Genomic DNA, 24351 nt, shown 5'->3' with positions numbered 1-24351 from the left:
AATATGCTATATCCCACATCATTGTTACAAATGTACATGATGTAAATGAATATTGCTGTCTAAATGTGCATGTAATATACAATGGTGCAGATAATACACTTAAGTCCTTAAAAATGAAACGTTAGTTCCAAGAGTCATTTTTAAACAATAGTGCATGTGATAAAATAGAAAAGAATGAAAAATATAGAGGTGACAATATGAAGATAGCAATTATAGGTGCAGGCATCGGTGGATTAACAGCTGCTGCATTATTACAAGAACAAGGTCATACTATTAAAGTCTTTGAAAAAAATGAGTCAGTTAAAGAAATTGGCGCTGGGATTGGTATCGGAGATAATGTGCTTAAAAAACTAGGTAATCATGACTTAGCTAAAGGTATTAAAAATGCTGGGCAAATCTTATCTACAATGACAGTGTTAGATGACAAAGATCGCCTGTTAACTACTGTTAAATTAAAAAGTAATACATTGAATGTGACGTTACCACGCCAAACATTAATTGACATTATTAAATCTTATGTAAAAGATGACGCAATATTTACAAATCATGAAGTCACGCATATAGATAATGAGACAGATAAAGTTACCATACATTTCGCGGAACAAGAAAGTGAAGCATTTGATTTATGTATTGGTGCTGATGGAATTCATTCTAAAGTGAGACAATCTGTAAATGCTGACAGTAAAGTATTATATCAAGGGTATACATGCTTTAGAGGTTTAATTGATGATATTGATTTAAAGCATCCGGATTGTGCAAAAGAATACTGGGGAAGAAAAGGAAGAGTAGGTATTGTTCCGTTATTAAATAATCAAGCATATTGGTTCATTACAATTAACTCGAAGGAAAACAATCATAAATATAGTTCGTTTGGTAAACCTCATTTGCAAGCATACTTTAATCACTATCCAAATGAAGTTAGAGAGATCTTAGACAAACAAAGTGAAACAGGTATCTTATTGCATAATATTTATGATTTGAAACCACTCAAATCTTTTGTTTATGGTCGTACTATTTTACTAGGAGATGCAGCACATGCGACAACGCCTAATATGGGGCAAGGTGCTGGACAAGCAATGGAAGATGCTATCGTATTAGTAAATTGTTTTAACGCATACGACTTTGAAAAAGCATTACAGCGTTATGATAAAATACGTGTCAAACATACTGCAAAAGTAATTAAGCGTTCTAGAAAAATCGGTAAAATTGCCCAATATCGTAGTCGTTTATTTGTTGCAGTTAGAAATCGTATTATGAAAATGATGCCAAATGCATTAGCAGCTGGACAAACTAAATTCTTATATAAATCGAAAGAAAAATAATACAACAATATGAAAACCCCCGTATGTTGAAACGAGAGCTCAACATATGGGGGTTCTTGTTTTTATAATGTTATTATAATAAATTCAATTATTAGTTAACGACAAATTGTGGTTTCTCACCTTGAACGGCACTAATTGCAGCATTAGCAACAATTTTAGACATCATGTCACGTGCTTCAAATGTAGCATTACCAATATGCGGTGTTAATACTACATTATTAAGTGATTTTAAGTCATCGGTAATATCTGGTTCAAATTCATATACATCAAGTGCAGCACCTTCAATTTCATTATCTTTCAATGCTTGCACTAGTGCTTGTTCGTGCACGATTGGACCACGAGAGGCATTGATTAAATACGCCGTAGATTTCATCATTTTAAATTGTTCTGTATCAATTAAATGATGCATTTTAGGATTATAAGCAGCGTTGATAGTGATAAAATCTGCATTCTTTAATAGTGTATCTAAATCTACATATTTTGCACCGATTTCTCGTTCTTTTTCTTCTTTGCGATTAGGTCCAGTGTATAGCACATCCATGTCAAATGCTCTTGCACGACGAGCTACTGCACTACCAATTTCACCTAAACCGATAATGCCGATTGTTTTCCCAGATACTTCTCTACCTCTGAAAAATAAAGGTGCCCATCCATCAAATCCAGTTGTACGTGATAATTGGTCCCCTTCAACAATACGACGCGCTACTGCAAGTACTAATCCAATTGTTAAATCAGCAGTCGCGTTTGTTGATGCTTTAGGTGTGTTTGTAACATCTATACTTTTTTCTCGGGCATACTCGATATCAATATTATTAAAACCAGCGCCATAGTTGGCAATGATTTTTAAGTCTTTACCAGCATCGATAACATCTTTATCAACGTTTGTAGATAATAAACTAATTAAGGCAGTCGCGTTTTTAACACCTTTAATTAAAGTGTCTTTATCGACTAATCCTTTACCTTCATACATTTCAACTTCAAAATGTTCTTGTAAAAGTTTTAAACCTACTTCTGGTATTGCACCAGCAACATAAACTTTTTCCATAAAAGATCACTCCTTTTATCTTAGTATAGTAGAAGATTAGACAGTATACAACTATGTCATGATGTCTTGTGTATCAATGATGTAAGCGCGTACTTTTGATGGAGGCGATATAACTTAGGCACTGTAGAACTATGAATATTGTAATGTGGAAAAACTGGATCAATTAAATTAGATAACGTAGTTTTAAAGTTAATAGTATTAGAAAAAATTAATATTTTGAATATGGGAGGAAATATAAATAAGTAGGTGGCAACGAAAAATAGCAAAAAAAGAGCTTCTCCTATAAAGGAAAGCTCAAAGTTTTTTGATGACATATGTACTAGAATTAAGTTTCAAGACAATATGTATCATCGTGTTTATATTAAATATGGATGTAGTTGTAGTTACCTGCTTCACTTGCAGAAATAGTTCTAGAACTTACTGAGAAAGGTCCGCCACTATAATTCATTTCTGAAATTGTAACTGAACCATCACTGTTTACACTTTCTACATATGCAACGTGACCAAATGGTCCTTCAGAAGATTGTAGGATAGCGCCTTTAGAAGGTGTATGATTTACTGTGAATCCAGCACCTTGTGCAGCAGCAGCCCAATTATTAGCATTTCCCCAAGTAGAACCGATTTCTCCGCCAACTTTATCATATACATACCAAGTACATTGTCCTGCAGTGTATAAGTTACCAGAATGTGAAATTGATGATGTAGTTGTCGTAGTTGTCGTAGTCGTTGTAGTTTGAGTCGTGTTGTAGTTATAGTTGTTGTAATTTGTATAATTTTCAGCAGCATCTGCATGATGTGCTTGACCTACTAATGCTGTGCCGATTCCTGCTGTTAACGTAGTTGCTGTTACTAATTTTTTCATGAATAAAGTCCTCCAAAGTTCTATATCTTTTTTTATAAATAAAACGTAGCGACTGTTTTATTCTCACATCTCGAATTGATGACAATAGTTACTTTAACAAAATTAATGCTTCTTGTGGGGAATGTTATTGATTTGTAAAAGAATAAAAAAACTTTGACTAATTTTGTAATAAAAATTAGTCAAAGTTACAATGAGATTAACAGATAATTAATAGGAAATATTTATTTGTAATATGTTTAAATAAATCGAATTGTTAAAGGTATTATATATTCTTGGCCATTATAATATTTGACACACGCAATAATTGTGAATACAAAAGATAATATTGAGAAAGCGAATATGGATAAAATACCGATAAACGTAATGATGAAACCTATAATAATAATGAAATCAATATCTGTAGCAATTAGGAAAACGCCTATTAAAGTGATAACGACTAAAACGATAGACCAAATAATATAAGAAATCGTATAGTTAAGATAATTTTTTCCAGCACGATCAACTAGTTTCGATTCATCTTTTTTCAATAACCATATTATCAGTGGACCAATAATAGATGTGAATAAACTTAATAAATAGATAAGCATCGCCATAATGTTCTCATCATTGGATTTGCGATTCGGTTGATGATTTGTTACGTCGTTCATTTCAGTTGTCATATTAGACACTCCTTTGAAAATTGTAATATTATCTTTAACTATAACAAAATATAATCAAAAATAAACATGTTTATTAAACAATTATTAAAAATAAAAATAATTGGTGGACGTCGGCGTTTAAATAGGTTAATTTAAGGTTATATATACTTAACATTTATAATGATGCGTAATGAATTCGCATCATTTTTATATTGTCTTACGTATAATTTGTTTTTAATTTTAACCAAAGATAGAAAGAGGGTTGTTTATGAAAATAGCAATTGTAGGATCAGGAAATGGCGCAGTTACGGCAGCAGTAGATATGGTGAGCAAAGGCCACGATGTTAAATTATATTGTCGTAATCAATCTATAAGTAAGTTTCAAAACGCAATCGAAAAGGGCGGATTTGATTTTAATAATGAAGGTGATGAACGTTTCGTAAAATTCACTGATATTAGTGATGATATGGAATATGTTTTAAAAGATGCTGAAATTGTTCAAGTGATTATTCCATCTTCATACATAGAGTATTATGCTGATGTAATGGCAGAGCATGTAACTGATAATCAGTTGATATTCTTCAACATGGCTGCAGCAATGGGGTCAATTCGTTTTATGAATGTTTTAGAAGATAGACATATTGAAACAAAACCACAACTAGCGGAAGCTAATACGTTGACGTATGGTACGCGTGTCGATTTTGAAAATGCAGCAGTTGATTTATCTCTAAATGTACGTCGTATCTTCTTTTCAACATATGATAGAAGCTGTCTAAATGATTGTTATGACAAAGTTTCAAGTATTTATGATCATTTAGTAAAAGAGGAAAGCTTAATTAAAACAAATCTTGAAAATGGTAATCCTGAAGTGCATCCAGGACCAACATTATTGAATGTCGGTCGCATTGATTATGCTGGCGAGTTCGCTTTATATAAAGAAGGAATTACTAAACATACAGTTAGATTACTTCATGCAATCGAATTAGAACGTTTGAATTTAGGCCGTAGATTAGGTTTTGAATTATCAACAGCTAAAGAATCACGTATTGAACGTGGTTATTTAGAACGTGATAAAGAAGATGAACCATTAAATCGTTTGTTTAATACAAGCCCAGTATTTTCACAAATTCCAGGACCAAATCATGTAGAAAGCAGATATTTAACTGAAGATATTGCATATGGTTTAGTACTATGGTCAAGCTTAGGTCGTGTTATTGATGTACCGACACCAAATATAGATGCAGTAATTGTAATTGCATCAACCATTTTAGAGAGAGACTTCTTTGAGGAAGGCTTAACAGTTGAAGAAATTGGTTTAGATAAGCTTGATTTAGAAAAATATTTAAAATAAATGATGGCTTGAAGATAGAAAAGGATATAGCATTATGCAAAAGCAATAAATTGAAGAAAAGAGGTTTCTCATCAATAAGCGAAGGGGACGATAGATGATGAAAAGAAAACCCACCTTTTTAGAATCAATTTCGACAATGATTGTAATGGTTATTGTTGTTGTAACAGGCTTTGTGTTTTTTGATATTCCAATTCAAGTATTATTAATTATTGCCTCAGCATATGCCACATGGATTGCAAAACGTGTAGGCTTAACATGGCAAGATTTAGAAAAAGGCATTGCAGAACGTTTAAATACTGCAATGCCTGCAATTTTAATTATACTAGCGGTAGGAATTATAGTAGGCAGTTGGATGTTTTCTGGCACAGTGCCAGCCTTGATTTATTATGGCTTAGATTTATTGAATCCAAGCTATTTTTTAATATCAGCCTTTTTTATAAGTGCTGTTACATCTGTAGCAACTGGTACAGCATGGGGCTCTGCATCAACTGCAGGGATTGCACTTATTTCTATTGGTAATCAATTGGGGATTCCTCCAGGGATGGCAGCGGGTGCTATTATAGCAGGGGCTGTGTTTGGCGATAAAATGTCACCATTATCAGATACAACTAATTTAGCGGCGCTTGTTACTAAAGTTAATATATTTAAACATATACATTCGATGATGTGGACGACGATACCTGCATCAATCATAGGTTTATTAGTATGGTTTATTGCTGGATTTCAATTTAAAGGGCATTCAAATGATAAACAGATTCAAACTTTGTTATCAGAGCTTGCACAGATTTATCAAATTAACATATGGGTCTGGGTTCCCTTAATTGTGATCATTGTTTGTTTGCTATTTAAAATGGCTACAGTGCCAGCTATGCTAATATCAAGCTTTTCTGCCATTATAGTGGGGACTTTTAATCATCATTTCAAAATGACAGATGGTTTCAAAGCAACATTTAGTGGTTTTAACGAATCAATGATACATCAGTCTCATATTTCATCCAGTGTGAAAAGCTTGTTAGAACAGGGTGGTATGATGAGTATGACCCAAATATTAGTAACGATATTTTGCGGATATGCATTTGCAGGTATTGTAGAAAAAGCAGGATGTTTAGAAGTCTTATTAACTACTATTTCTAAAGGCATCCATTCTGTAGGAAGTTTAATATGTATTACTGTTATTTGTTGTATTGCGCTTGTATTCGCTGCAGGTGTTGCTTCGATTGTAATTATTATGGTCGGTGTGTTAATGAAAGATTTGTTCGAAAAATACCAAGTCTCTCGTTCCGTTTTATCAAGAACACTTGAAGACTCAAGTACGATGGTCTTACCTTTAATACCATGGGGAACATCAGGTATTTACTATACGAATCAACTTCATGTCTCTGTTGAAGAATTTTTCATATGGACAGTACCATGTTATTTATGCGCAATTATAGCAATTATCTATGGTTTTACAGGGATAGGTATTAAAAAGTCATCGAATTCACGTTTAACTTAATGTGAGCGTGGAATATATATAATATGTTGAAACACTTTAATCATTTATAATTGTAGCGGTTATAATTTGAAAAGGTTTTAACTTAGAATAAATATCCTCTATACATATACTGAATATGTTTTGTAGCGGAACATGTTGATATATGTAATGTAAGTTTTATGTCATGATTTGTAATGACTAAATTAATTGAGAATTTGAAGGCAAGTATATTTGTAAGTACTTTAACTAAAAATTTATCAATGTATAGCCGATTTGACATGCCTAAATTTGGGTGTGTCAATGGCTGTATGTTGTTTATTCTTTATTACAGAGTGAATCGGATTGGTGAAAATCGAAATTTTGAGATTTTTACCAATTCGATTTTTTTCATAGAAATTAAAAAAGCCAACAAGGCTCTTGAAACCTTGTTGGCGTAAACATAGCCATCACTAATTAGTGAATGAAGTTATAACCAGCAGCTTGGCTAGCTGAGATTGTACGTGAAGTTACAACACCTGGGCCATAACCATAGTTCATTTCTGAAACTCTTACTGAACCATTGCTGTTAACACTTTCAACGTATGCAACGTGACCGTATGCACCTTGAGTTGTTTGCATAATTGCACCAGCTTTTGGTGTATTGTTCACTGTGTAACCAGCTCTTGCAGCTGCGTTAGCCCAGTTACTTGCATTGCCCCAAGTTGAACCGATTTTACCACCTACACGATCAAATACGTAGTATGTACATTGACCAGAAGTGTATAAGTTACGTCCTGAAGTATAACCACTTGAGATTGAACGGCCATTTGATGATGGAGCCATAGTTGTAGTTACTTGAACATTGTTGCTTGAAGTGCTGTAGCTTGCACCTAAACCACCAGTACGGTAGCTGTTTGTGTTGTAACTATTATAGTTATTGTAGTTATATGATTGATTATTATTTGAGTAGTTGTTGTAACGGCTGTAGTTATTGTAGCTATAACCGTTGTTGTAATTGTTATAGTTATTGTAACCATTGTAGTAGTAATAGCTGTAGTAGCCATTATCTTGGTTTAATTGACTTGGATGCCAGTTACCTTTCCATGTGTAATGGTAGTTACCTTGTGCATCAATAGTGTAAGTATAGCTATATGATGTTGGGTCGTTTGGATTATAACCGTAGTTATCTTGCTCAGAAGCATGAGCTTGATTTCCTGATGCAATTGCGATTGTAGCGAATCCTGCAGTTGCGATAGTAGCTGTAGCGATTTTCTTCATTTTAAAAATATCCTCCTAAAAATTTTAAATCTAAAATATTTTCGTAATGTCCGTGTGACAAAATTAATGTTATAAGTTATCTCTCGTAATTAAACGACAAGAAAGACTATAACAGAAATTAGCGTCCTTGTGTGCTTTGTTAACGTTTTGTAATTTTTTGCTAATATCTTGACACAATAGAATTTTAAAAGTATAGAAATTTGCATTTTGCAAAACTTATAACTACGGCATTCTTTGTGAAAACTGAATGTTTCGAAAATAAGTCTGTTACAAATTTGTAATATTACTGAAAATTCTAAATGTATATTTTGTGCATAATATAGGACTTTTAATCAGAAAATGCATAAAAATTCGACACGAACGATCAAGTTTCTATGATTATGAAAGCTTTGGTATTTGGATGAAAATGTATATTTAATGGATAAAATATCCTAATTTAGCATAAAAAAATGTTTTAATAAAAGTATTATTTGATATAATCGATTTATGTTTTGTTACTGCTAAAAAACATGTGGCGATATAATTGGTAGTGAATATTAGATGTTGACAATTGATTTGAGAAAGACAAACAGGAGTAAATCAATATATTTGTATATGTGAGGATGTAAGATGACAGATAATTATTCACTACATATTTATAAAAGTATGAAAATGAGTAGTGTGAAGGAAGCGAACTTAAAAATTATATATTGGCTACAAGGTACAGGTGTAGTTTCAATCAATCTACAACAATATGATGTAAAAAGAAATGATGTCACCATTATTATGTTGAATGATTTGTATCAAATTGATGGTAATGATGATAGTGTATGTTGTGTTGTTGAAGTAAGTGCAAAGACATTTTTGAAGTTTATGAATGCAAACTATATGATGCGTGGCAAGATATTAACAAATGAGGTTGCTAGCACTTTTAGAATCTTGATTAAGTATTTAATCTACAGCAAAATTAAACAACAGTCTTATAATGCTAATGATAAGATTATTAATTACATGTGTGTTGAATTAATGTCATTAAATACATACGATGGTAGTCGTCATTTAGTAGCCGAAGAAGTGCACGATTATTTAACAAACAACCACCATAAAAAGATAAATAGGAAAGATGTCATTAATCAAGTTAGTATTACAAACAAAGCTTTAAGTGACATGTTTAAAGCGACACCTTATAGTAATTTTATTCAATATTTAAATCATATTAGACTGGAGCATTGCTTAATTGATATTTTAACTTCTAAGAAGCCTATTGAAGAAATCGCAAGTAGTCATGGTTTTAATCATTATTCTCGTTTTATACACCTCTTTAAAGAAACGTATGGTAACACTCCTAAATTAATTAGAAAAAGATATAGTCCAACATCTCATTCAATTAACCATTCCCAATTAGTTGAAATTGATAAAAATATAATTGAATTATTTGATGATACTAATCAAAGTTCTTCAAGTATGCGCGAGATTGATATACCTTTTGAGCCTACAAAAAGGAGTCAAATGTATCAACCTAAAAACATTTATATTAAAGGAAGTAATTTTTATTGGATGGATTATTATACTATTAAACAAATCATTCAAAGATTAGGTGTTAATCCTGAAAACTTGCATATAATTGTTACAATCGACACAAGCAATGAGCTATCGATTGAACAAATCACTTTATTACTTCAAAAGATAGTGAATTACAATGTAAATGTAGTGTTTCGTATTAAACATGAATATAAGGAATTGTTAACGAGTGCTGAAAGAGGCAAGATAGAAAAGCTAGTAGCTACAATTTTTAATATGACTTTTGAGAGTAATAGATGTAAGATTGCATTTTTAATTAACGACTTAAATACTACTGCAATTCAAAAACTGAAACGTTTAATAGATAATTATATAGGAGTATTTGAATTAATATATCATCTGGAACCAAAAGAGTTGAATACGCGCTATGATAAAGAAATTGATCATCTAATAGACTATTTTATCTTACCGCTAAGACAAATAGAACAGGTGTCTATTGCACGTTCTAAAATTATATGTGATGTAGATTTGATTAATGAGAATAATGACTTAAAAGAAAAAATCACAATGTCTGATATTAATAAGGTTTCTGAACTTTTGACAAATTATACAAAATTTCGAGGACTTATTATGCACATGTCAATTATAAGTGAATCGAGCAAAGAAATAAATTTAACTAGATTATCAATATTCATTTTTATCATAAATATACTTAATCAATTACGAGGGATTGTTATTTATCAAAATGACACGATGATTGTAACGAAGTTCAAACATGAAGTACAATGTGTCATTTGTTTGCCAGCCGCATTGTTAAATGAGAATTCAGACGCTATACGTTTATCGTGTAAGGGTCTTCAACAATTTAGCCATGCTAAAACTAAACAAATTGTTTTAAGTATAGATAAAGATAATCATACTTCCGAAAATGGTGTACTTGTGAATGATATTATGCAACAACACAGTTATTGGAAAGCTAATTTTATAGAAAGAAATATTTATGATCATTCATTAATGGTCTCAAGCAATAGTATTGTTCATTTGAAATATCATCTTGAGATATAGGCATGGTTTAAGAGAGGTTTTAAAGATGTCTAAATTTAAAGTTAAGCGTTTAACTGCACACATACTAATGTTGAAAGTCATTAATGATATGTTGAAATATTCATTTCATCTCACTTTGACTCAAGTGAAACTATTAAATCTATTAGTTAAATATGATAATTCTGATTCCAATAGCGCTTCAATAGATAGTTTATTAAAAATGAAAGAAATCCAATCTAAGATGGCCCTTCTTCAAATGTTAAGTTATTTAAACAATCATCAATGGCTATTGAAAGGAAGAGATCAAAGGGATCAACGTAAATTGACTATTTCGATTAATAAAATGCATATAGATAAAATAGAATATATGAATAATGAGCTTAGTGACTATATTGAACGTTATTTTGGTCAATATACATTTGATTTTAGTTGTGACTATGTATCGTATTTATTGTCGTCACAAGAATTATTGCGGAATCTAAAGTGTTATTTAAATATGTGTCAATTATCATTAGAAGAGTTATACGTTTTAGGAATATTAAATCTGCATAAAGGTCAATTGACGGTTAAAGAATTACAGGGTGAATTCCATCACCCGATATTTGCGGTTAGCCCGATTTTAAAGTGTTTAATTTTGAAGGGATTAGTTAAAAAAGAGAGATGTGAATTAGATGAAAGGCGTGTTATTGTAACAATCAAGCGAGAAAAGTTTTCTAAAGTCACTATGCTTATTCAAGCATGTTATAATTATCTTGAAAAGGGAATACAAGTTAAGCTTAATAATAAATAGTTAATCACTTGTATTTCATATACCTATGAAGAATAGTTTATAGTTTTAAGTGGGAGGGATATTATGATTTTAGATAATGTGAATCCAAATGATTTATTTCCAACTGAAAAAAAGGGTCCGTCAGTGCTAGGAATAATTGAGTATCAAGTTCAAGGTGAGAATGAATTTGAAGGGGCATTTATAGCAACAAATGAAAGATTAATTATGAATGTAGATATGAATGGCCAATTTTATTATAGAAGTATTAGTTATAATGAAATAGAGAAGATAGATTATGATGGTCAAACTATAATGTTCAAATTTAATATTGGTAATGTCCCAATGCATGATATTAAAAGTGCTAACGTTGAAATGTTTGTTGAATATGTAAAACAACATATGATAGTATAATGTCAATGTATGTAGGTTGATAAGAAGAGTTTGAATGATAACTCATTGCATTTAAAGATAAATGGCATGCGTTATGATTTAAAGCTCTTCTTTTTTTATATTTTATAAATTTTGTGAGCAAGCCATCCAATTAATATAAAAAATATCAAATCAAACACGTTGATATAGATTAAAATTTTAAAAGTTTACATATCAGTTAAGATACAAAATATTCAGACTAATAATTTTCAATTTGGCAAAATATCTTAAACATCAAATTATTATAAGAAATAAATGTATTTAACCATATTCTAGTAATAAAAATATTGAATTTTTATACTTATTTGTTTAGAATGAACTTTATAACATAGTTGGATAGAGTTTCGATTTAATAAATTACATGTGAACCTTGCTACAACAAGATGTGCATCAGAGGAGTGGTTTAATAATGAGTAAAATTAATGACATTAATGATTTAGTCAACGCAACATTTCAAGTTAAGAAGTTTTTCAGAGATACAAAAAAGAAGTTCAATTTGAACTATGAAGAAATTTATATTTTAAATCATATTTTAAGAAGTGAGTCTAACGAAATCTCATCTAAAGAGATTGCTAAGTGCTCAGAGTTCAAACCTTACTATTTAACTAAAGCTTTACAAAAGCTAAAAGATTTAAAATTGTTATCAAAGAAAAGAAGTTTACAAGACGAAAGAACAGTTATTGTTTATGTTACAGATACACAAAAAGCAAATATTCAAAAACTGATTTCAGAATTAGAAGAATACATTAAAAATTAAATCAAGGTTAATTGCGTTTAATAACATTGAACGATAACAATTTATTAAAACGAAGTTATTTATTCAGCATTGGGACATAAAATTAACTTAAAATTTAAATATTGAAGATGCTTTAATTAAAGTTAAAGACTAGCCATACCTTATTTCAGCTTATTAAGCTTGAAACAAGGTACACTAGTCTTTTTATTTTAATATTTTCTTAGAAAATCAAGTTTACGATCATAAATATTTTCTGCGATATAGCTTTGGATGGTTCCAAGTATTTTCTCTATAATTTGTGTGCGATAAGCAAAAATTCTAACTGCAAAACCATGTGTAGGCAATTGAGAAATAGCAACACGACAATCGAATGTATTGCTATAAGAACTAATGGTTTCATAAACTGAATCGATTAGTTTTTGGTTAACATCTTCGTGTATGAAGTAAGCAGAGCCATAATGAGAGTAATGTTCCATATAACCTATTTCATTGATCGATTGTTTATTAGGATTCAATAATAAATTATCATATGTGACTAACTCATCTTCAATATAAATTTCATTTATTAAATGCATATATTGATACTTGAAGGCTTCGCCAGTTTTTGAATAACCAGGAGTTAAAATATCAGTATAAAATAATGAACTAGAATTATTGAGATTGAACGTATTGTGTTGATAAAATTTAGCATTTTCATATGCGATGATTGGATCAGCGACATATTCTAAATATGCGTTATCTTTCAAATTAAAAGTTTGATACTGCTCAACATGATTGGAAGGTGTCTTGTATATTTTTGTTGCACCTTGAGATGTCAATGTCACTTTAGCGTTATCTTCGACATTCACATTCATACGGTAACGATCTCCATCTAAATAGCCACCACCTACATTTACTATATAAAATGTAGGAATGGTAGATTGATTTAGATAAACTGGACGTATCACTTTAAGTGCTTTTTCAAAGAAAATATCTCTTGATACTGATCGATTGCCATCGAAAAACACTGTTAAATCAAGTTGCCCAGTCCATTGTTGTTCATCCATTATGATAATCCTTTGAGTAAAGTGTCGCGTTCAATCCAATCGATAACTTCATCCAAACCTTCGTCGGTTTTTAAGTTAGTAAAAGTAAATGGACGTTTACCACGAAATACTTTAGTATCTTCAGCCATTTGTTCTAATGATGCACCTACATAGGGAGCTAAATCAGTTTTGTTAATTACAAAGAAATCTGACTTAATCATACCTTGACCACCTTTACGTGGAATCTTTTCACCTTGAGCAACATCGATAATATATATTGAAAAGTCAACAAGTTCTGGACTAAATGTTGCTGCTAAGTTATCGCCACCAGATTCTATGAAAATTAGTTCTATATCGTCATGACGTTCTAATAATTCGTCTATTGCTGCAAAGTTCATAGATGCATCTTCACGAATCGCAGTATGAGGACATCCACCAGTTTCAACACCAATGATACGACTTTCAGGTAGAACTCCTGAATTTACTAATATCTTTTCGTCTTCTTTTGTATATATATCATTTGTAATAACGCCGATACTCATTTCTTTTGAAAGACGTTTTACAACTTTTTCAATTAATTGTGTTTTACCTGCACCTACAGGACCACCAATACCAATTTTAATCGGATTTGCCACAATTATAACCTCCTATGATATGAAAATTCTAACATTGACGTTCTCATGCGCCATTTGATTTAGTTCTAAACCAGGCGCTGTCATGCCAAAATCTGCTTCTTTTAATTCGAAAATCTGCTTTCTTGTTCCTTCTATATAAGGAATCATGTGAGTAACTATCTTTTGACCAGCAGTTTGTCCAAGTGGAATAGCACGAACAGCATTTTGAGTTAAACTTGAAACATTTTGATATAAATAGTAATCAATAATCGTTTCAATATCTACACCTAAATGATGGCCTAGCATAGTAAAACAAATAGCTGGATTTAACTTTGCTTTCTTATCTTGCATTTGTTGATGATACCAAGCAATCCATGGGCTATTATAAAGTTCTAAAGCCAATTTAACCATGCGAGTCCCCATTTGTTTTGCACCAACACGTGTTTCTTTAGGTAAGTTTTGAACAAACATCAGTTTATCTATGTGTAATACTTTTTGTGTATCATCATTTTCCAATGCATCATAAACTAAACGCATGGCTAAACCATCAGAATAGGTAAGTTGCTCTTGTAAAAACATTTTTAACCAAGCAATAAAAGTATGATCGTCATGAATTATATTTCGTTGAATATATGTTTCAAGACCAAATGAATGACTGAAAGCACCTGTTGGAAACTGTGAATCACAGAACTGAAATAATCTTAAGTGTGTATGATCAATCATGAGAATGCCCTATATGTCTGAAAGCCTTATTAACTTTACGGTCTTCTCGAACATATGGGATGCCTAAACTTTTTAATAAATCTTCAACTAAATAATCATATTGTACTAGCATTTCAGTCTCTGTAAATTGTGCTGGCAAATGACGATTTCCTAATTGATGGGCTATATCTCCCATTTCTTGCAATGTTCTTGGTTGAATCACTAAAAGATCTTCTGAATTAACATCCACAATAATCATATTATGGTCATCTGCGTATAAAATATCTCCATATTGTAAGTCAATAGGTTGTTTTAAACGAATGCCTATTTCAGTGCCATGGTCTGTAACGACTCTTTGAATACGTTTAACAAGATCTGAATTTTCAAGGTATACTTTTTCGACGTGCTTTTGTTTTTCTGAATTTGACAAATTGGCAATATTGCCTTGGATTTCTTCAACAATCATTCTATGTTCCTCCTAGAATAAGAAGTATCTTTGAGTTAATGGTAACTCAGTTGCTGCATTACTTGTAATTTTTTCTCCATCTACATATACTTCATATGTTTGTGGATCAACGTCTAATTTAGGTGTTGCACTGTTATTTTTCATATCTGCTTTAGATAATTGTCTAATATTTTTAACTGGACGCACCATGCGTTTTAAATTTAATGCACGATTGATACCATTTTCATAAGCAGTTTTAGACACGAATGTCATTGACGTACTTGTAAGGTTTCCGCCGTATTGACCATACATTTTACGGTACTTCATCGGTTCAGATGTAGGTATAGAACCATTTGCATCGCCATTTACGGCAGAGTTAATTAATCCGCCCTTTACAACTAATTCAGGTTTAACCCCAAAGAAAATTGGGTCCCATAAGACAATGTCAGCTAGTTTGCCCGGCTCGATAGATCCTACATATTCAGAAATACCATGTGTAATTGCTGGGTTAATTGTATATTTAGCGATATAACGTTTGATGCGATTATTATCATTATGTTCAAAATCACCATCTAAAGGACCACGTTGTTCTTTCATGCGATGTGCTACTTGCCATGTTCGTGTAATTACTTCACCTACACGGCCCATTGCTTGTGAATCGGAACTAATCATACTGAATACACCCATATCTTGCAGAACATCTTCTGCTGCAATCGTTTCTTTACGAATACGTGAATCTGCGAATGCGATATCTTCAGGAATAGCCGCATTTAAATGGTGAGTAATCATTACCATATCTAAATGTTCATCTACAGTATTATGTGTATAAGGCAAAGTTGGATTTGTAGATGAAGGTAAAATATTTGAAAATGCAGCGGATTTAATTAAATCAGGCGCATGACCGCCACCAGCACCTTCAGTATGGTACATATGAAGTACACGGTCTTTAACAGCAGCCATTGTGTCTTCCATAAATCCTGCTTCATTTAAAGTATCTGCATGTAATGCAATTTGAACATCAAATTCATCAGCAACATCTAATGCATGACTCAAAGCAGATGGTGTTGCACCCCAGTCTTCATGTACTTTTAATCCAATTGCTCCGGCATTGATTTGTTCAATGAGTGCAGTTGGATTTGTTGCTTGTCCTTTACCTGTAAAACCGACATTAATCGGTAAACCTTCGGCAGCTTCTAACATTCTATGAATATGCCATGGACCTGGAGTTACAGTTGTTGCTTTAGAACCTTCTGAAGCACCAGTACCACCACCAATATGAGTCGTAATACCACTTTCTAATGCGACCTCTGCTTGTTCAGGATTAATAAAATGAACATGAGTATCAATACCACCAGCAGTGACGATTTTACCTTCAGCGGCAATGATATCTGTTGTTGAACCTATAATAATGTCGACATTATCCATTATATCTGGGTTGCCGGCATTACCTATGGCGAAAATATAACCATTTTTAATGCCTATATCAGCTTTAACCACTTTATCGTAATCGATAATAACGGCATTAGAAATGACAAGGTCTGCAACGTTCACGTCATCACGTGTTACACGAGGATTTTGCGCCATACCGTCTCTAATAGATTTACCACCACCAAAAGTAGCTTCTTCACCATAAACCGCATAGTCTTTTTCTATTTGAGCAAATAGATTCGTATCACCTAAACGAATGGAATCTCCAACAGTTGGACCGTATAAGCTCGTATATTGATTTTGCGTCATTTTAAAGCTCATGATCTTTTTCCTCCTTTTTTATTCACGTTTTCAGCACCGTTATCTCCGAATACACCTGCATATTCATCATTTTCATCAGTTGGGCGATAGACACGTGACTCATCGATAGGACCATTGACCATACCACGAAAACCAAAAATTTTACGTTTGCCAGCATATTCAACTAATTGAACTTCTTTTTTATCCCCAGGTTCAAATCGAACAGCTGCTCCAGCTGGAATATCTAAATGTTTTCCATATGCCATTTCACGTTCGAAATCTAATGCTGCATTTGCTTCATAAAAATGAAAATGTGAGCCCACTTGAATTGGTCGATCTCCTGTATTTTCAACTTCGATAACTGTTTCAGGATGATGGTTATTAATTTCAACCTCTGTACTTTTTGTAATAATTTCTCCTGGTATCATTTGACTGCCTCCTTTAAACAATAGGGTGATGTACTGTGATTAACTTAGTACCATCGGGGAACGTAGCCTCGATTTCGATATCTGTAATCATGTGTTCGACACCATCCATGACATCTTCTTTGTTTAGAATTTGTCTACCATAACTCATTAACTCTGCAACGGTCTTACCATCGCGTGCACCTTCTAATAATTCATCGCTGATTAAAGCTAATGCCTCAGGATGATTTAGTTTCAAACCACGTGCTTTACGACGACGTGAAACTTCCGCCGCCACTACAATCATTAATTTGTCTTGCTCTCGTTGTGTAAAATGCAAATTAAAACCCCCAATTTCATATTAGATACAATTTACAAAATTTATATTAATCCTAATTGTTGTGATAAACAAGTAATATACAAAGTTCAATGTGTAATTAGAAAATTATATTTTTAGCATATCCGATATTGAAGCAAACAATCTAATCGAAAACAAATAGTGGAATATATTTATGTAAAAACCAAAATAGTTTTTAATATAACTTTTCATAGAATAGTAGTATATTAATGAGTAATGATTCAAAGGAAAGGTGAAAGATTTGAAGATAATAGATGTGCTTTTGAAAAATATATCTCAGGTTGTGTTAATTAGTAATAAATGGACAGGATTATTTATCTTAATAGGATTATTTGTAGCCGATTGGACAATTGGATTAGCGGCTATTGTAGGTAGCATCATCGCCTATACTTTTGCGCGTTTTATAAATTATAGTGAGGCAGAGATTAATGATGGGTTAGCTGGATTTAATCCAGTGCTAACTGCCATTGCGTTAACAATCTTTTTAGATAAGTCAGGATTAGATATTGTTATAACAATGATAGCAACTTTATTAACGTTACCAGTTGCTGCTGCAGTGAGAGAAGTTTTAAGACCATATAAAGTTCCGATGCTGACGATGCCTTTTGTCATTGTGACTTGGTTTACAATTTTACTTTCAGGACAGGTTAAATTTGTAGATACATCGTTAAAGTTAATGCCTCAAAACATTGAAACGGTTAATTTTAGCAACAATGATAGAATACATTTCATTCAGTCATTATTTGAAGGATTCAGTCAAGTATTTATCGAAGCGAGTGTAATTGGTGGCGTATGTATTTTAATCGGCATATTGATAGCATCAAGAAAAGCAACACTCTTAGCTGTTATAGCTAGTTTGTTAAGCTTTATCATTGTAGCTCTATTAGGTGGTAATTATGATGATATTAATCAGGGATTATTCGGTTATAACTTTGTATTAATGGCAATCGCACTAGGATATACATTTAAAACAGCGATTAACCCTTATATTTCGACTTTTTTAGGTGTGTTATTAACAGTAGTGGTGCAACTAGGTACAACAACATTGCTTGAACCGTTTGGCTTACCTGCATTAACATTGCCATTTATTATCGTGACATGGATTTTATTATTTGCTGGTATTAAACATGACAAAGTAGATGCTTGATAGTTAAATCAAACCTAATATTGTTTGAATATCACCTTAAACTATACAGCGAATTGTATAGTTTAAGGTGTATTTTTATGGATAAAATTAAGTGCATACTTAATCGAATTATCAGTTTTCTTTTAATTGTTCACAGCACGTTCCTTTTTATTTTTAAAGTCGAGTGTTAAACTAGGAATAAATAATTTATATTGTGTGTTGTGTGGGGTGACTAATATGAATGATATGGATAATTCCTTTTTAATAACAACGGAAATTCAAAGAAAATGGATTGAAAAATTCAAAGTAATTAGAGATACATTTAAGGCTAAAGCTGAATATAATGATCAACATAGCCAATTTCCATATAAAAATATTGAATGGTTAATTAAAGAAGGTTATGGAAAATTAACGTTACCAAAAGCATATGGTGGTGAAGGTGCGACCATAGAAGACATGGTTATTTTGCAATCATTTTTAGGCGAACTTGATGGTGCCACAGCATTATCTATTGGTTGGCATGTGAGTGTCGTAGGACAAATTTATGAACAGAAATTATGGTCTCAAGATATGTTGGAGCAATTTGCTGTTGAAATTAATAATGGTGCATTAGTTAATAGAGCAGTTAGTGAAGCTGAAATGGGTAGTCCAACAAGAGGGGGAAGACCAAGTACACATGCTGTTAAAGCTGATGATGGGTATATTTTAAATGGTGTGAAGACATATACATCAATGAGTAAAGCACTAACACATATTATTGTTGCTGCTTATATAGAAGAATTAGAAAGTGTTGGTTTTTTCTTAGTAGACAGGAATTTGCCTGGTGTTGAAATTGCCGATAATTGGGACGTATTAGGTATGCGAGCGACAGAAAGTCATGATTTAATATTAAATGATGTAAAAGTACCATTAAAACATTTAGTGGAAACAGAGAAAAGTAAAGCGCCAAATGGTTGGATATTGCATATACCAAGCTGTTATTTAGGTATAGCACAAGCTGCTAGAAATTATGCTGTAGACTTTGCAATCCAACATAGCCCTAATAGTATTGAAGGAACGATTGCAACATTGCCAACTGTGCAACAAAATTTAGGGAAAATGGAAACGCTATTGTTATGTGCGAGACAATTTTTATGGAGTACAGCAAAAGGGTATCAACAATATAAAGATGACAGTCAGATAAGAAATCCAACAAGTGCGAGTAAAGTGATGGTAATGAATCAAGGGCTTGAAGTGATTGATTTAGCGATGAGAATAGTTGGTGCTAAAAGCTTAGAAATGAATCGACCATTACAACGTTACTATCGTGACATGCGTGCAGGATTACACAATCCACCTATGGAAGATGCAGCATATACAAATATTGCTAAGAGTATTACAGATACATTTTAAATTTTAAAAGGTAAATCGATCGTTGATTGGCATAAAGAGATGAAATTTGACGTTCGGATTTACCCTTTTTTTGTGGGGATTTATAGGGATGTTAAGATATTTTGTTAAATTTTTTGCGAAAATAAAAAATAAATAACACTAGCTATTGTAAATGTATATGCAATCTTGTATAATTTTTGAATGATTGATAATCATTTTCAATAGGAGGAAATTATGAAAAAACTATTATTACCATTAATAATTATGTTATTAGTGTTAGCTGCGTGTGGGAACCAAGGTGAAAAAAATAACAAAGCTGAAACTAAATCTTATAAAATGGACGATGGCAAAACGGTAGATATTCCGAAAGACCCTAAACGCATTGCAGTAGTTGCGCCAACATATGCTGGTGGACTTAAAAAATTAGGTGCAAACATTGTAGCTGTAAATCAACAAGTCGATCAAAGCAAAGTATTAAAAGATAAATTTAAAGGTGTTACAAAAATTGGTGATGGCGATGTAGAAAAAGTTGCTAAAGAAAAGCCAGATTTAATTATTGTATACTCTACTGACAAAGATATTAAAAAATATCAAAAAGTAGCACCAACAGTAGTTGTTGACTATAATAAGCATAAATATTTAGAACAACAAGAAATGTTAGGGAAAATTGTTGGTAAAGAAGATAAAGTAAAAGCTTGGAAGAAAGATTGGGAAGAAACAACTGCTAAAGACGGTAAAGAAATTAAAAAAGCAATTGGACAAGATGCAACAGTGTCATTGTTTGATGAATTTGATAAAAAATTATACACTTACGGCGATAACTGGGGTCGTGGTGGAGAAGTATTATATCAAGCATTTGGTTTGAAAATGCAACCAGAACAACAAAAGTTAACTGCAAAAGCAGGTTGGGCTGAAGTGAAACAAGAAGAAATTGAAAAATATGCTGGTGATTACATTGTGAGTACAAGTGAAGGTAAACCTACACCAGGATACGAATCAACAAACATGTGGAAGAATTTGAAAGCTACTAAAGAAGGACATATTGTTAAAGTTGATGCTGGTACATACTGGTACAACGATCCTTATACATTAGATTTCATGCGTAAAGATTTAAAAGAAAAATTAATTAAAGCTGCAAAATAATTCAGCTATATAAGTTAGTGAAATGAGAGTCTGAAACATATCAATCTTTTGATATTGTATTAGGCTCTTATTTTTATAGCTAGAAAGTTAGATATTTGTATTTTTTTAAATAATAAGTGCCGTTGTTATCGTTCAATTTAATTAATGATAGATTAGTATTATTATAGCTAAAGTAGTATACCTGAGAAAATAGCTCAATGTATCTCTTTATTAATAAGTTATATCATAATTATTTTAGTGCATACTTTATGGAAGGGATATCAGGGAATGGCTTTCAATTAAAGAAGAGGTTTAAAAGGATTACAACAGAATGTTATGATTTTGTAGAAAGATATATAACAACGTTTTATAAAAACATAATATTGTTAATGGAAAATGAAATGTAAGGGGGATTTCGAGTGACTAAGAAAGTTTATTTTAACCACGATGGTGGTGTAGATGATTTAGTATCTCTATTTTTATTATTACAAATGGAAAACGTTCAATTGATAGGGGTCAGTACAATTGGTGCTGATTGTTATTTAGAGCCATCTTTGAGCGCATCAGTAAAAATTATTAATCGTTTTTCAAATGAAGATATTCAAGTTGCGCCATCATATGAACGAGGAAAAAATCCATTTCCTAAAGAATGGCGTATGCATGCCTTTTTTATGGACGCATTGCCAATTTTAAATGAGCCAGTCAAACATGTTGCTTCAAATGTGAGCGACAAAGAAGCCTTTGAAGACATTATTCAAACTTTAAAGAGACAATCAGAAAAAGTAACATTATTATTTACAGGCCCGCTTACAGATTTAGCAAAAGCACTACAAAAAGATTCATCTATCGTTCAGTATATAGAAAAATTAGTTTGGATGGGTGGCACCTTTTTACCAAAAGGAAATGTTGAAGAACCTGAGCATGATGGTTCTGCAGAATGGAATGCATATTGGGATCCAGAAGCGGTTAAAATTGTTTTTGATAGCGATATAGAGATTGATATGGTTGCTTTAGAAAGTACGAATCAAGTACCGCTAACGTTAGATGTTAGACAAAGATGGGCGAATGAACGCCAATATACGGGCATTGATTTTTTAGGAGTAAGTTATGCAGCGGTACCACCATTAACACACTTTATAACAAATTCTACTTACTTTTTATGGGATGTTTTAACGACTGCTTATATTGGTAACAAGGACTTGGTTCATTCAATTGAGAAAAAAGTCGATGTAATAAGTTATGGACCAAGTCAAGGTAAGACATTTGAGTGTAAAGATGGGCGCAAAATTAATGTCATAAATCATGTAGATAACAACGCATTTTTTGATTATATAACTGCACTTGCTAAAAAAGTAAATTAACAGCTGTGTAGAATAATTAAGGTTTTAATTTATATAGAACAACTTATTGTAAACTTTTCATTTCTTAAAGTTTACAATGGTGCTATAATAATGGTCATGAAATACGAAAGGAAGTAAAAAATGACAACAAAACAGTTAGTATATACAGCTTTAATGACAGCGATTATCGCTATTTTAGGATTGGTACCGGTAATTCCACTACCATTTTCTTCAGTACCAATTGTACTTCAAAACATTGGTATTTTCTTAGCAGGTGCGATTTTAGGACGTAAATATGGCACATTAAGTGTTATCGTCTTTTTATTATTAGTAGTTGCTGGCTTGCCATTGTTATCAGGTGGTCGCGGTGGCATCGGTGTATTCGCAGGTCCTTCAGCAGGGTTTTTACTATTATATCCAGTTGTAGCATTCATGATTGGGGCGATTCGAGATAGATTCATCAATGAAATTAATTTCTGGATTTTATTCGTTGGTATTTTAGTTTTTGGTGTTATAGCATTAGATGTTATTGGTACATTGATTATGGGCATGATTATTAACATACCATTTACGAAAGCTATTTCAATTTCATTAGCTTATTTGCCTGGTGATATATTAAAAGCAATTGTAGCAAGTTTGATTGGTACAGCTTTACTTAATCACTCGCAGTTTCGTCAAATTATGGGAATAAAATAATCATATTTAAGATAGTAAAGTAATTGAATAAGTTGCTTTGAAATTTATAAAAGTGAAAGGAGTAGGTGTCAATGGCTAGTATAAGTATGTCAGATATATATTGTAACGGCACTATATTTGAAAATGACGACGAGCAGTTGATTTATTTAACGCCTTCTTTTCCACAACGATACACAAGTAACACATGGATATATAAAAAGACGCCTACCCAAGAGCGATGGCTGAAAGACTTAGAACGTCAACATCAATTACATACAAATCAAGGTTCAAATCATTATGCGTTTAGTTTCCCGGAAAATGAACAACTTGATAATCATTGGATGGCTATGTTTAAAGATATGAATTTTGAACTAGGTATTATGGAATTGTATGCCATAGAAAGTGATGCGCTTGCCAATTTGCCGCGTAACTCTGACGTTGAAATTGCCATCGTTGACGAGTCGCATATAGATGCCTATTTAAAAGTTGCATATCAGTTTAGTTTGCCATTTGGAAAAGACTATGCAGATGCACATGAAGAAATGGTAAGGGAACATTATCAAAAAGATGTGATTAAACGCTTAGTAGCTTATTTAAATAATGAACCTATTGGCGTTGTAGATGTCATTGAAAGTGAAAATTACATTGAATTAGATGGATTTGGTGTATTAGAACAATTTCGGCACCAAGGAATTGGATCTACAATTCAATCGTTGATAGGTGAATACGCCATATCAAAAAATCACAAACCAATCATATTAGTTGCAGATGGTGAAGATACAGCAAAAGATATGTATGCAAAGCAAGGTTATGTCTATCAATCGTTTTGTTATCAAATATTAAAAGAAGATATTGGAAATTAACGATTGATGATAGGTTTGTATTAGAATAAAAAAGCAGTAAGCTGGTTTCGAGTAGAAATCAACTTACTGCTTTTTAAATTGTTTTGAGCTACTTATACTTATAAAAATAGTGCGTTTAAATTGTTGATTCATGTAGAATATCGTTCATTAT

General features: G+C 32.1%; 25 protein-coding genes. 14 read left to right on the top strand and 11 right to left on the bottom strand.

Annotated features, from left to right (window positions below; translation table 11 throughout):
* Nucleotides 1-197: 197 nt before the first annotated feature.
* Nucleotides 198-1322 (top strand): FAD-dependent monooxygenase, encoded by a 1125-nt coding sequence (locus AA076_RS11760; RefSeq protein WP_000684141.1) that lies wholly within the window; start codon nucleotides 198-200, stop codon nucleotides 1320-1322.
* A gap of 91 nt (nucleotides 1323-1413) precedes the next feature.
* Here the strand turns inward: AA076_RS11760 and AA076_RS11755 are convergent, their stop codons facing one another.
* The 3 genes from AA076_RS11755 to AA076_RS11740 all read right to left on the bottom strand — a co-directional run bounded on the left by AA076_RS11755 (nucleotide 1414) and on the right by AA076_RS11740 (nucleotide 3888).
* Nucleotides 1414-2367 carry a 2-hydroxyacid dehydrogenase family protein gene (locus AA076_RS11755; RefSeq protein WP_000417016.1) on the bottom strand — a complete coding sequence of 318 codons (954 nt, stop codon included), beginning with the start codon at nucleotides 2365-2367 and terminating at the stop codon, nucleotides 1414-1416.
* A gap of 361 nt (nucleotides 2368-2728) precedes the next feature.
* Nucleotides 2729-3229 carry a CHAP domain-containing protein gene (locus AA076_RS11745; protein WP_000737705.1) on the bottom strand — a complete coding sequence of 167 codons (501 nt, stop codon included), beginning with the start codon at nucleotides 3227-3229 and terminating at the stop codon, nucleotides 2729-2731.
* A gap of 236 nt (nucleotides 3230-3465) precedes the next feature.
* The gene (locus tag AA076_RS11740) at nucleotides 3466-3888 is read right to left on the bottom strand and encodes a DUF4870 domain-containing protein (protein ID WP_000206108.1); all 423 of its coding nucleotides are present in this window, start codon (nucleotides 3886-3888) and stop codon (nucleotides 3466-3468) included.
* A gap of 247 nt (nucleotides 3889-4135) precedes the next feature.
* Here AA076_RS11740 and AA076_RS11735 point away from each other — a divergent pair, with 247 nt between their 5' ends.
* The 3 genes from AA076_RS11735 to AA076_RS15520 all read left to right on the top strand — a co-directional run bounded on the left by AA076_RS11735 (nucleotide 4136) and on the right by AA076_RS15520 (nucleotide 7129).
* A complete protein-coding gene (locus AA076_RS11735) occupies nucleotides 4136-5218 on the top strand; it encodes an NAD/NADP-dependent octopine/nopaline dehydrogenase family protein (RefSeq protein ID WP_000684567.1) in 1083 nt (360 codons plus the stop codon).
* A gap of 94 nt (nucleotides 5219-5312) precedes the next feature.
* Entirely contained in the window at nucleotides 5313-6713 is a 1401-nt protein-coding gene (gene nhaC, locus AA076_RS11730) for a Na+/H+ antiporter NhaC (protein WP_000977737.1), read from the top strand.
* 173 nt (nucleotides 6714-6886) lie between these two features.
* A complete protein-coding gene (locus AA076_RS15520) occupies nucleotides 6887-7129 on the top strand; it encodes a hypothetical protein (protein WP_001789136.1) in 243 nt (80 codons plus the stop codon).
* A gap of 16 nt (nucleotides 7130-7145) precedes the next feature.
* Here AA076_RS15520 and AA076_RS11720 read toward each other — a convergent pair whose 3' ends face one another.
* Nucleotides 7146-7949: a CHAP domain-containing protein gene (locus tag AA076_RS11720; protein ID WP_000717381.1), complete on the bottom strand. Its 804-nt coding sequence runs from the start codon at nucleotides 7947-7949 to the stop codon at nucleotides 7146-7148.
* A 609-nt stretch (nucleotides 7950-8558) separates the two neighbouring features.
* Between AA076_RS11720 and AA076_RS11715 the strand changes: the two genes are divergently transcribed.
* The 4 genes from AA076_RS11715 to sarR all read left to right on the top strand — a co-directional run bounded on the left by AA076_RS11715 (nucleotide 8559) and on the right by sarR (nucleotide 12448).
* Nucleotides 8559-10514 carry a helix-turn-helix transcriptional regulator gene (locus AA076_RS11715; RefSeq protein WP_000131832.1) on the top strand — a complete coding sequence of 652 codons (1956 nt, stop codon included), beginning with the start codon at nucleotides 8559-8561 and terminating at the stop codon, nucleotides 10512-10514.
* 25 nt (nucleotides 10515-10539) lie between these two features.
* Entirely contained in the window at nucleotides 10540-11283 is a 744-nt protein-coding gene (locus AA076_RS11710; protein ID WP_000032854.1) for a SarA family transcriptional regulator, read from the top strand.
* A gap of 63 nt (nucleotides 11284-11346) precedes the next feature.
* Complete coding sequence (locus tag AA076_RS11705) at nucleotides 11347-11673, top strand: PH domain-containing protein (protein ID WP_000599587.1); 327 nt, start codon at nucleotides 11347-11349, stop codon at nucleotides 11671-11673.
* A gap of 427 nt (nucleotides 11674-12100) precedes the next feature.
* On the top strand, nucleotides 12101-12448 hold the full coding sequence (gene sarR / locus AA076_RS11695; RefSeq protein WP_000036076.1) for an HTH-type transcriptional regulator SarR: 348 nt from the start codon (nucleotides 12101-12103) through the stop codon (nucleotides 12446-12448).
* A gap of 188 nt (nucleotides 12449-12636) precedes the next feature.
* On the opposite strand, the gene AA076_RS11690 is transcribed toward sarR, so the two are convergent.
* The 7 genes from AA076_RS11690 to AA076_RS11660 are packed head-to-tail and all read right to left on the bottom strand — an operon-like array spanning nucleotide 12637 to nucleotide 17685.
* Nucleotides 12637-13473, bottom strand: coding sequence for an urease accessory protein UreD (locus AA076_RS11690; protein ID WP_000344352.1), 837 nt, complete (start codon nucleotides 13471-13473; stop codon nucleotides 12637-12639).
* Nucleotides 13473-14087 carry an urease accessory protein UreG gene (ureG, locus tag AA076_RS11685; protein ID WP_000002973.1) on the bottom strand — a complete coding sequence of 205 codons (615 nt, stop codon included), beginning with the start codon at nucleotides 14085-14087 and terminating at the stop codon, nucleotides 13473-13475. The genes AA076_RS11690 and ureG overlap by 1 nt, the downstream gene beginning before the upstream one ends.
* Before the next feature lie 12 nt (nucleotides 14088-14099).
* Nucleotides 14100-14789, bottom strand: a complete 690-nt coding sequence (locus AA076_RS11680) for an urease accessory protein UreF (RefSeq protein WP_000565255.1) — start codon at nucleotides 14787-14789, stop codon at nucleotides 14100-14102.
* Entirely contained in the window at nucleotides 14782-15234 is a 453-nt protein-coding gene (ureE, locus tag AA076_RS11675) for an urease accessory protein UreE (protein ID WP_000634589.1), read from the bottom strand. The genes AA076_RS11680 and ureE overlap by 8 nt, the downstream gene beginning before the upstream one ends.
* Nucleotides 15235-15246: 12 nt before the next feature.
* Complete coding sequence (gene ureC / locus AA076_RS11670) at nucleotides 15247-16962, bottom strand: urease subunit alpha (RefSeq protein WP_000008673.1); 1716 nt, start codon at nucleotides 16960-16962, stop codon at nucleotides 15247-15249.
* Nucleotides 16959-17369, bottom strand: a complete 411-nt coding sequence (locus AA076_RS11665) for an urease subunit beta (protein ID WP_000612128.1) — start codon at nucleotides 17367-17369, stop codon at nucleotides 16959-16961. The genes ureC and AA076_RS11665 overlap by 4 nt, the downstream gene beginning before the upstream one ends.
* 13 nt (nucleotides 17370-17382) lie before the next feature.
* Nucleotides 17383-17685, bottom strand: a complete 303-nt coding sequence (locus AA076_RS11660) for an urease subunit gamma (RefSeq protein ID WP_001836325.1) — start codon at nucleotides 17683-17685, stop codon at nucleotides 17383-17385.
* Between the two features lie 259 nt (nucleotides 17686-17944).
* On the opposite strand from AA076_RS11660, the gene yut reads away from it, so the two are divergent.
* From yut to AA076_RS11630, 6 genes are all read left to right on the top strand, one after another.
* The gene (gene yut / locus AA076_RS11655; RefSeq protein ID WP_000691095.1) at nucleotides 17945-18850 is read left to right on the top strand and encodes an urea transporter; all 906 of its coding nucleotides are present in this window, start codon (nucleotides 17945-17947) and stop codon (nucleotides 18848-18850) included.
* A gap of 216 nt (nucleotides 18851-19066) precedes the next feature.
* A complete protein-coding gene (locus AA076_RS11650) occupies nucleotides 19067-20221 on the top strand; it encodes an acyl-CoA dehydrogenase family protein (protein ID WP_000999205.1) in 1155 nt (384 codons plus the stop codon).
* Between the two features lie 213 nt (nucleotides 20222-20434).
* Nucleotides 20435-21343: an ABC transporter substrate-binding protein gene (locus AA076_RS11645; protein WP_000735038.1), complete on the top strand. Its 909-nt coding sequence runs from the start codon at nucleotides 20435-20437 to the stop codon at nucleotides 21341-21343.
* Between the two features lie 398 nt (nucleotides 21344-21741).
* Complete coding sequence (locus tag AA076_RS11640) at nucleotides 21742-22683, top strand: nucleoside hydrolase (protein WP_000163416.1); 942 nt, start codon at nucleotides 21742-21744, stop codon at nucleotides 22681-22683.
* A 120-nt stretch (nucleotides 22684-22803) separates the two neighbouring features.
* On the top strand, nucleotides 22804-23358 hold the full coding sequence (locus AA076_RS11635) for a biotin transporter BioY (protein ID WP_000208733.1): 555 nt from the start codon (nucleotides 22804-22806) through the stop codon (nucleotides 23356-23358).
* Between the two features lie 71 nt (nucleotides 23359-23429).
* Nucleotides 23430-24200 carry a GNAT family N-acetyltransferase gene (locus tag AA076_RS11630; protein ID WP_000146745.1) on the top strand — a complete coding sequence of 257 codons (771 nt, stop codon included), beginning with the start codon at nucleotides 23430-23432 and terminating at the stop codon, nucleotides 24198-24200.
* Nucleotides 24201-24351: the final 151 nt, after the last annotated feature.

The organism is Staphylococcus aureus, assembly GCF_001027105.1.
Lineage (GTDB): Bacteria > Bacillota > Bacilli > Staphylococcales > Staphylococcaceae > Staphylococcus > Staphylococcus aureus.
This window is presented reverse-complemented; position numbering and strand designations above follow the sequence as displayed.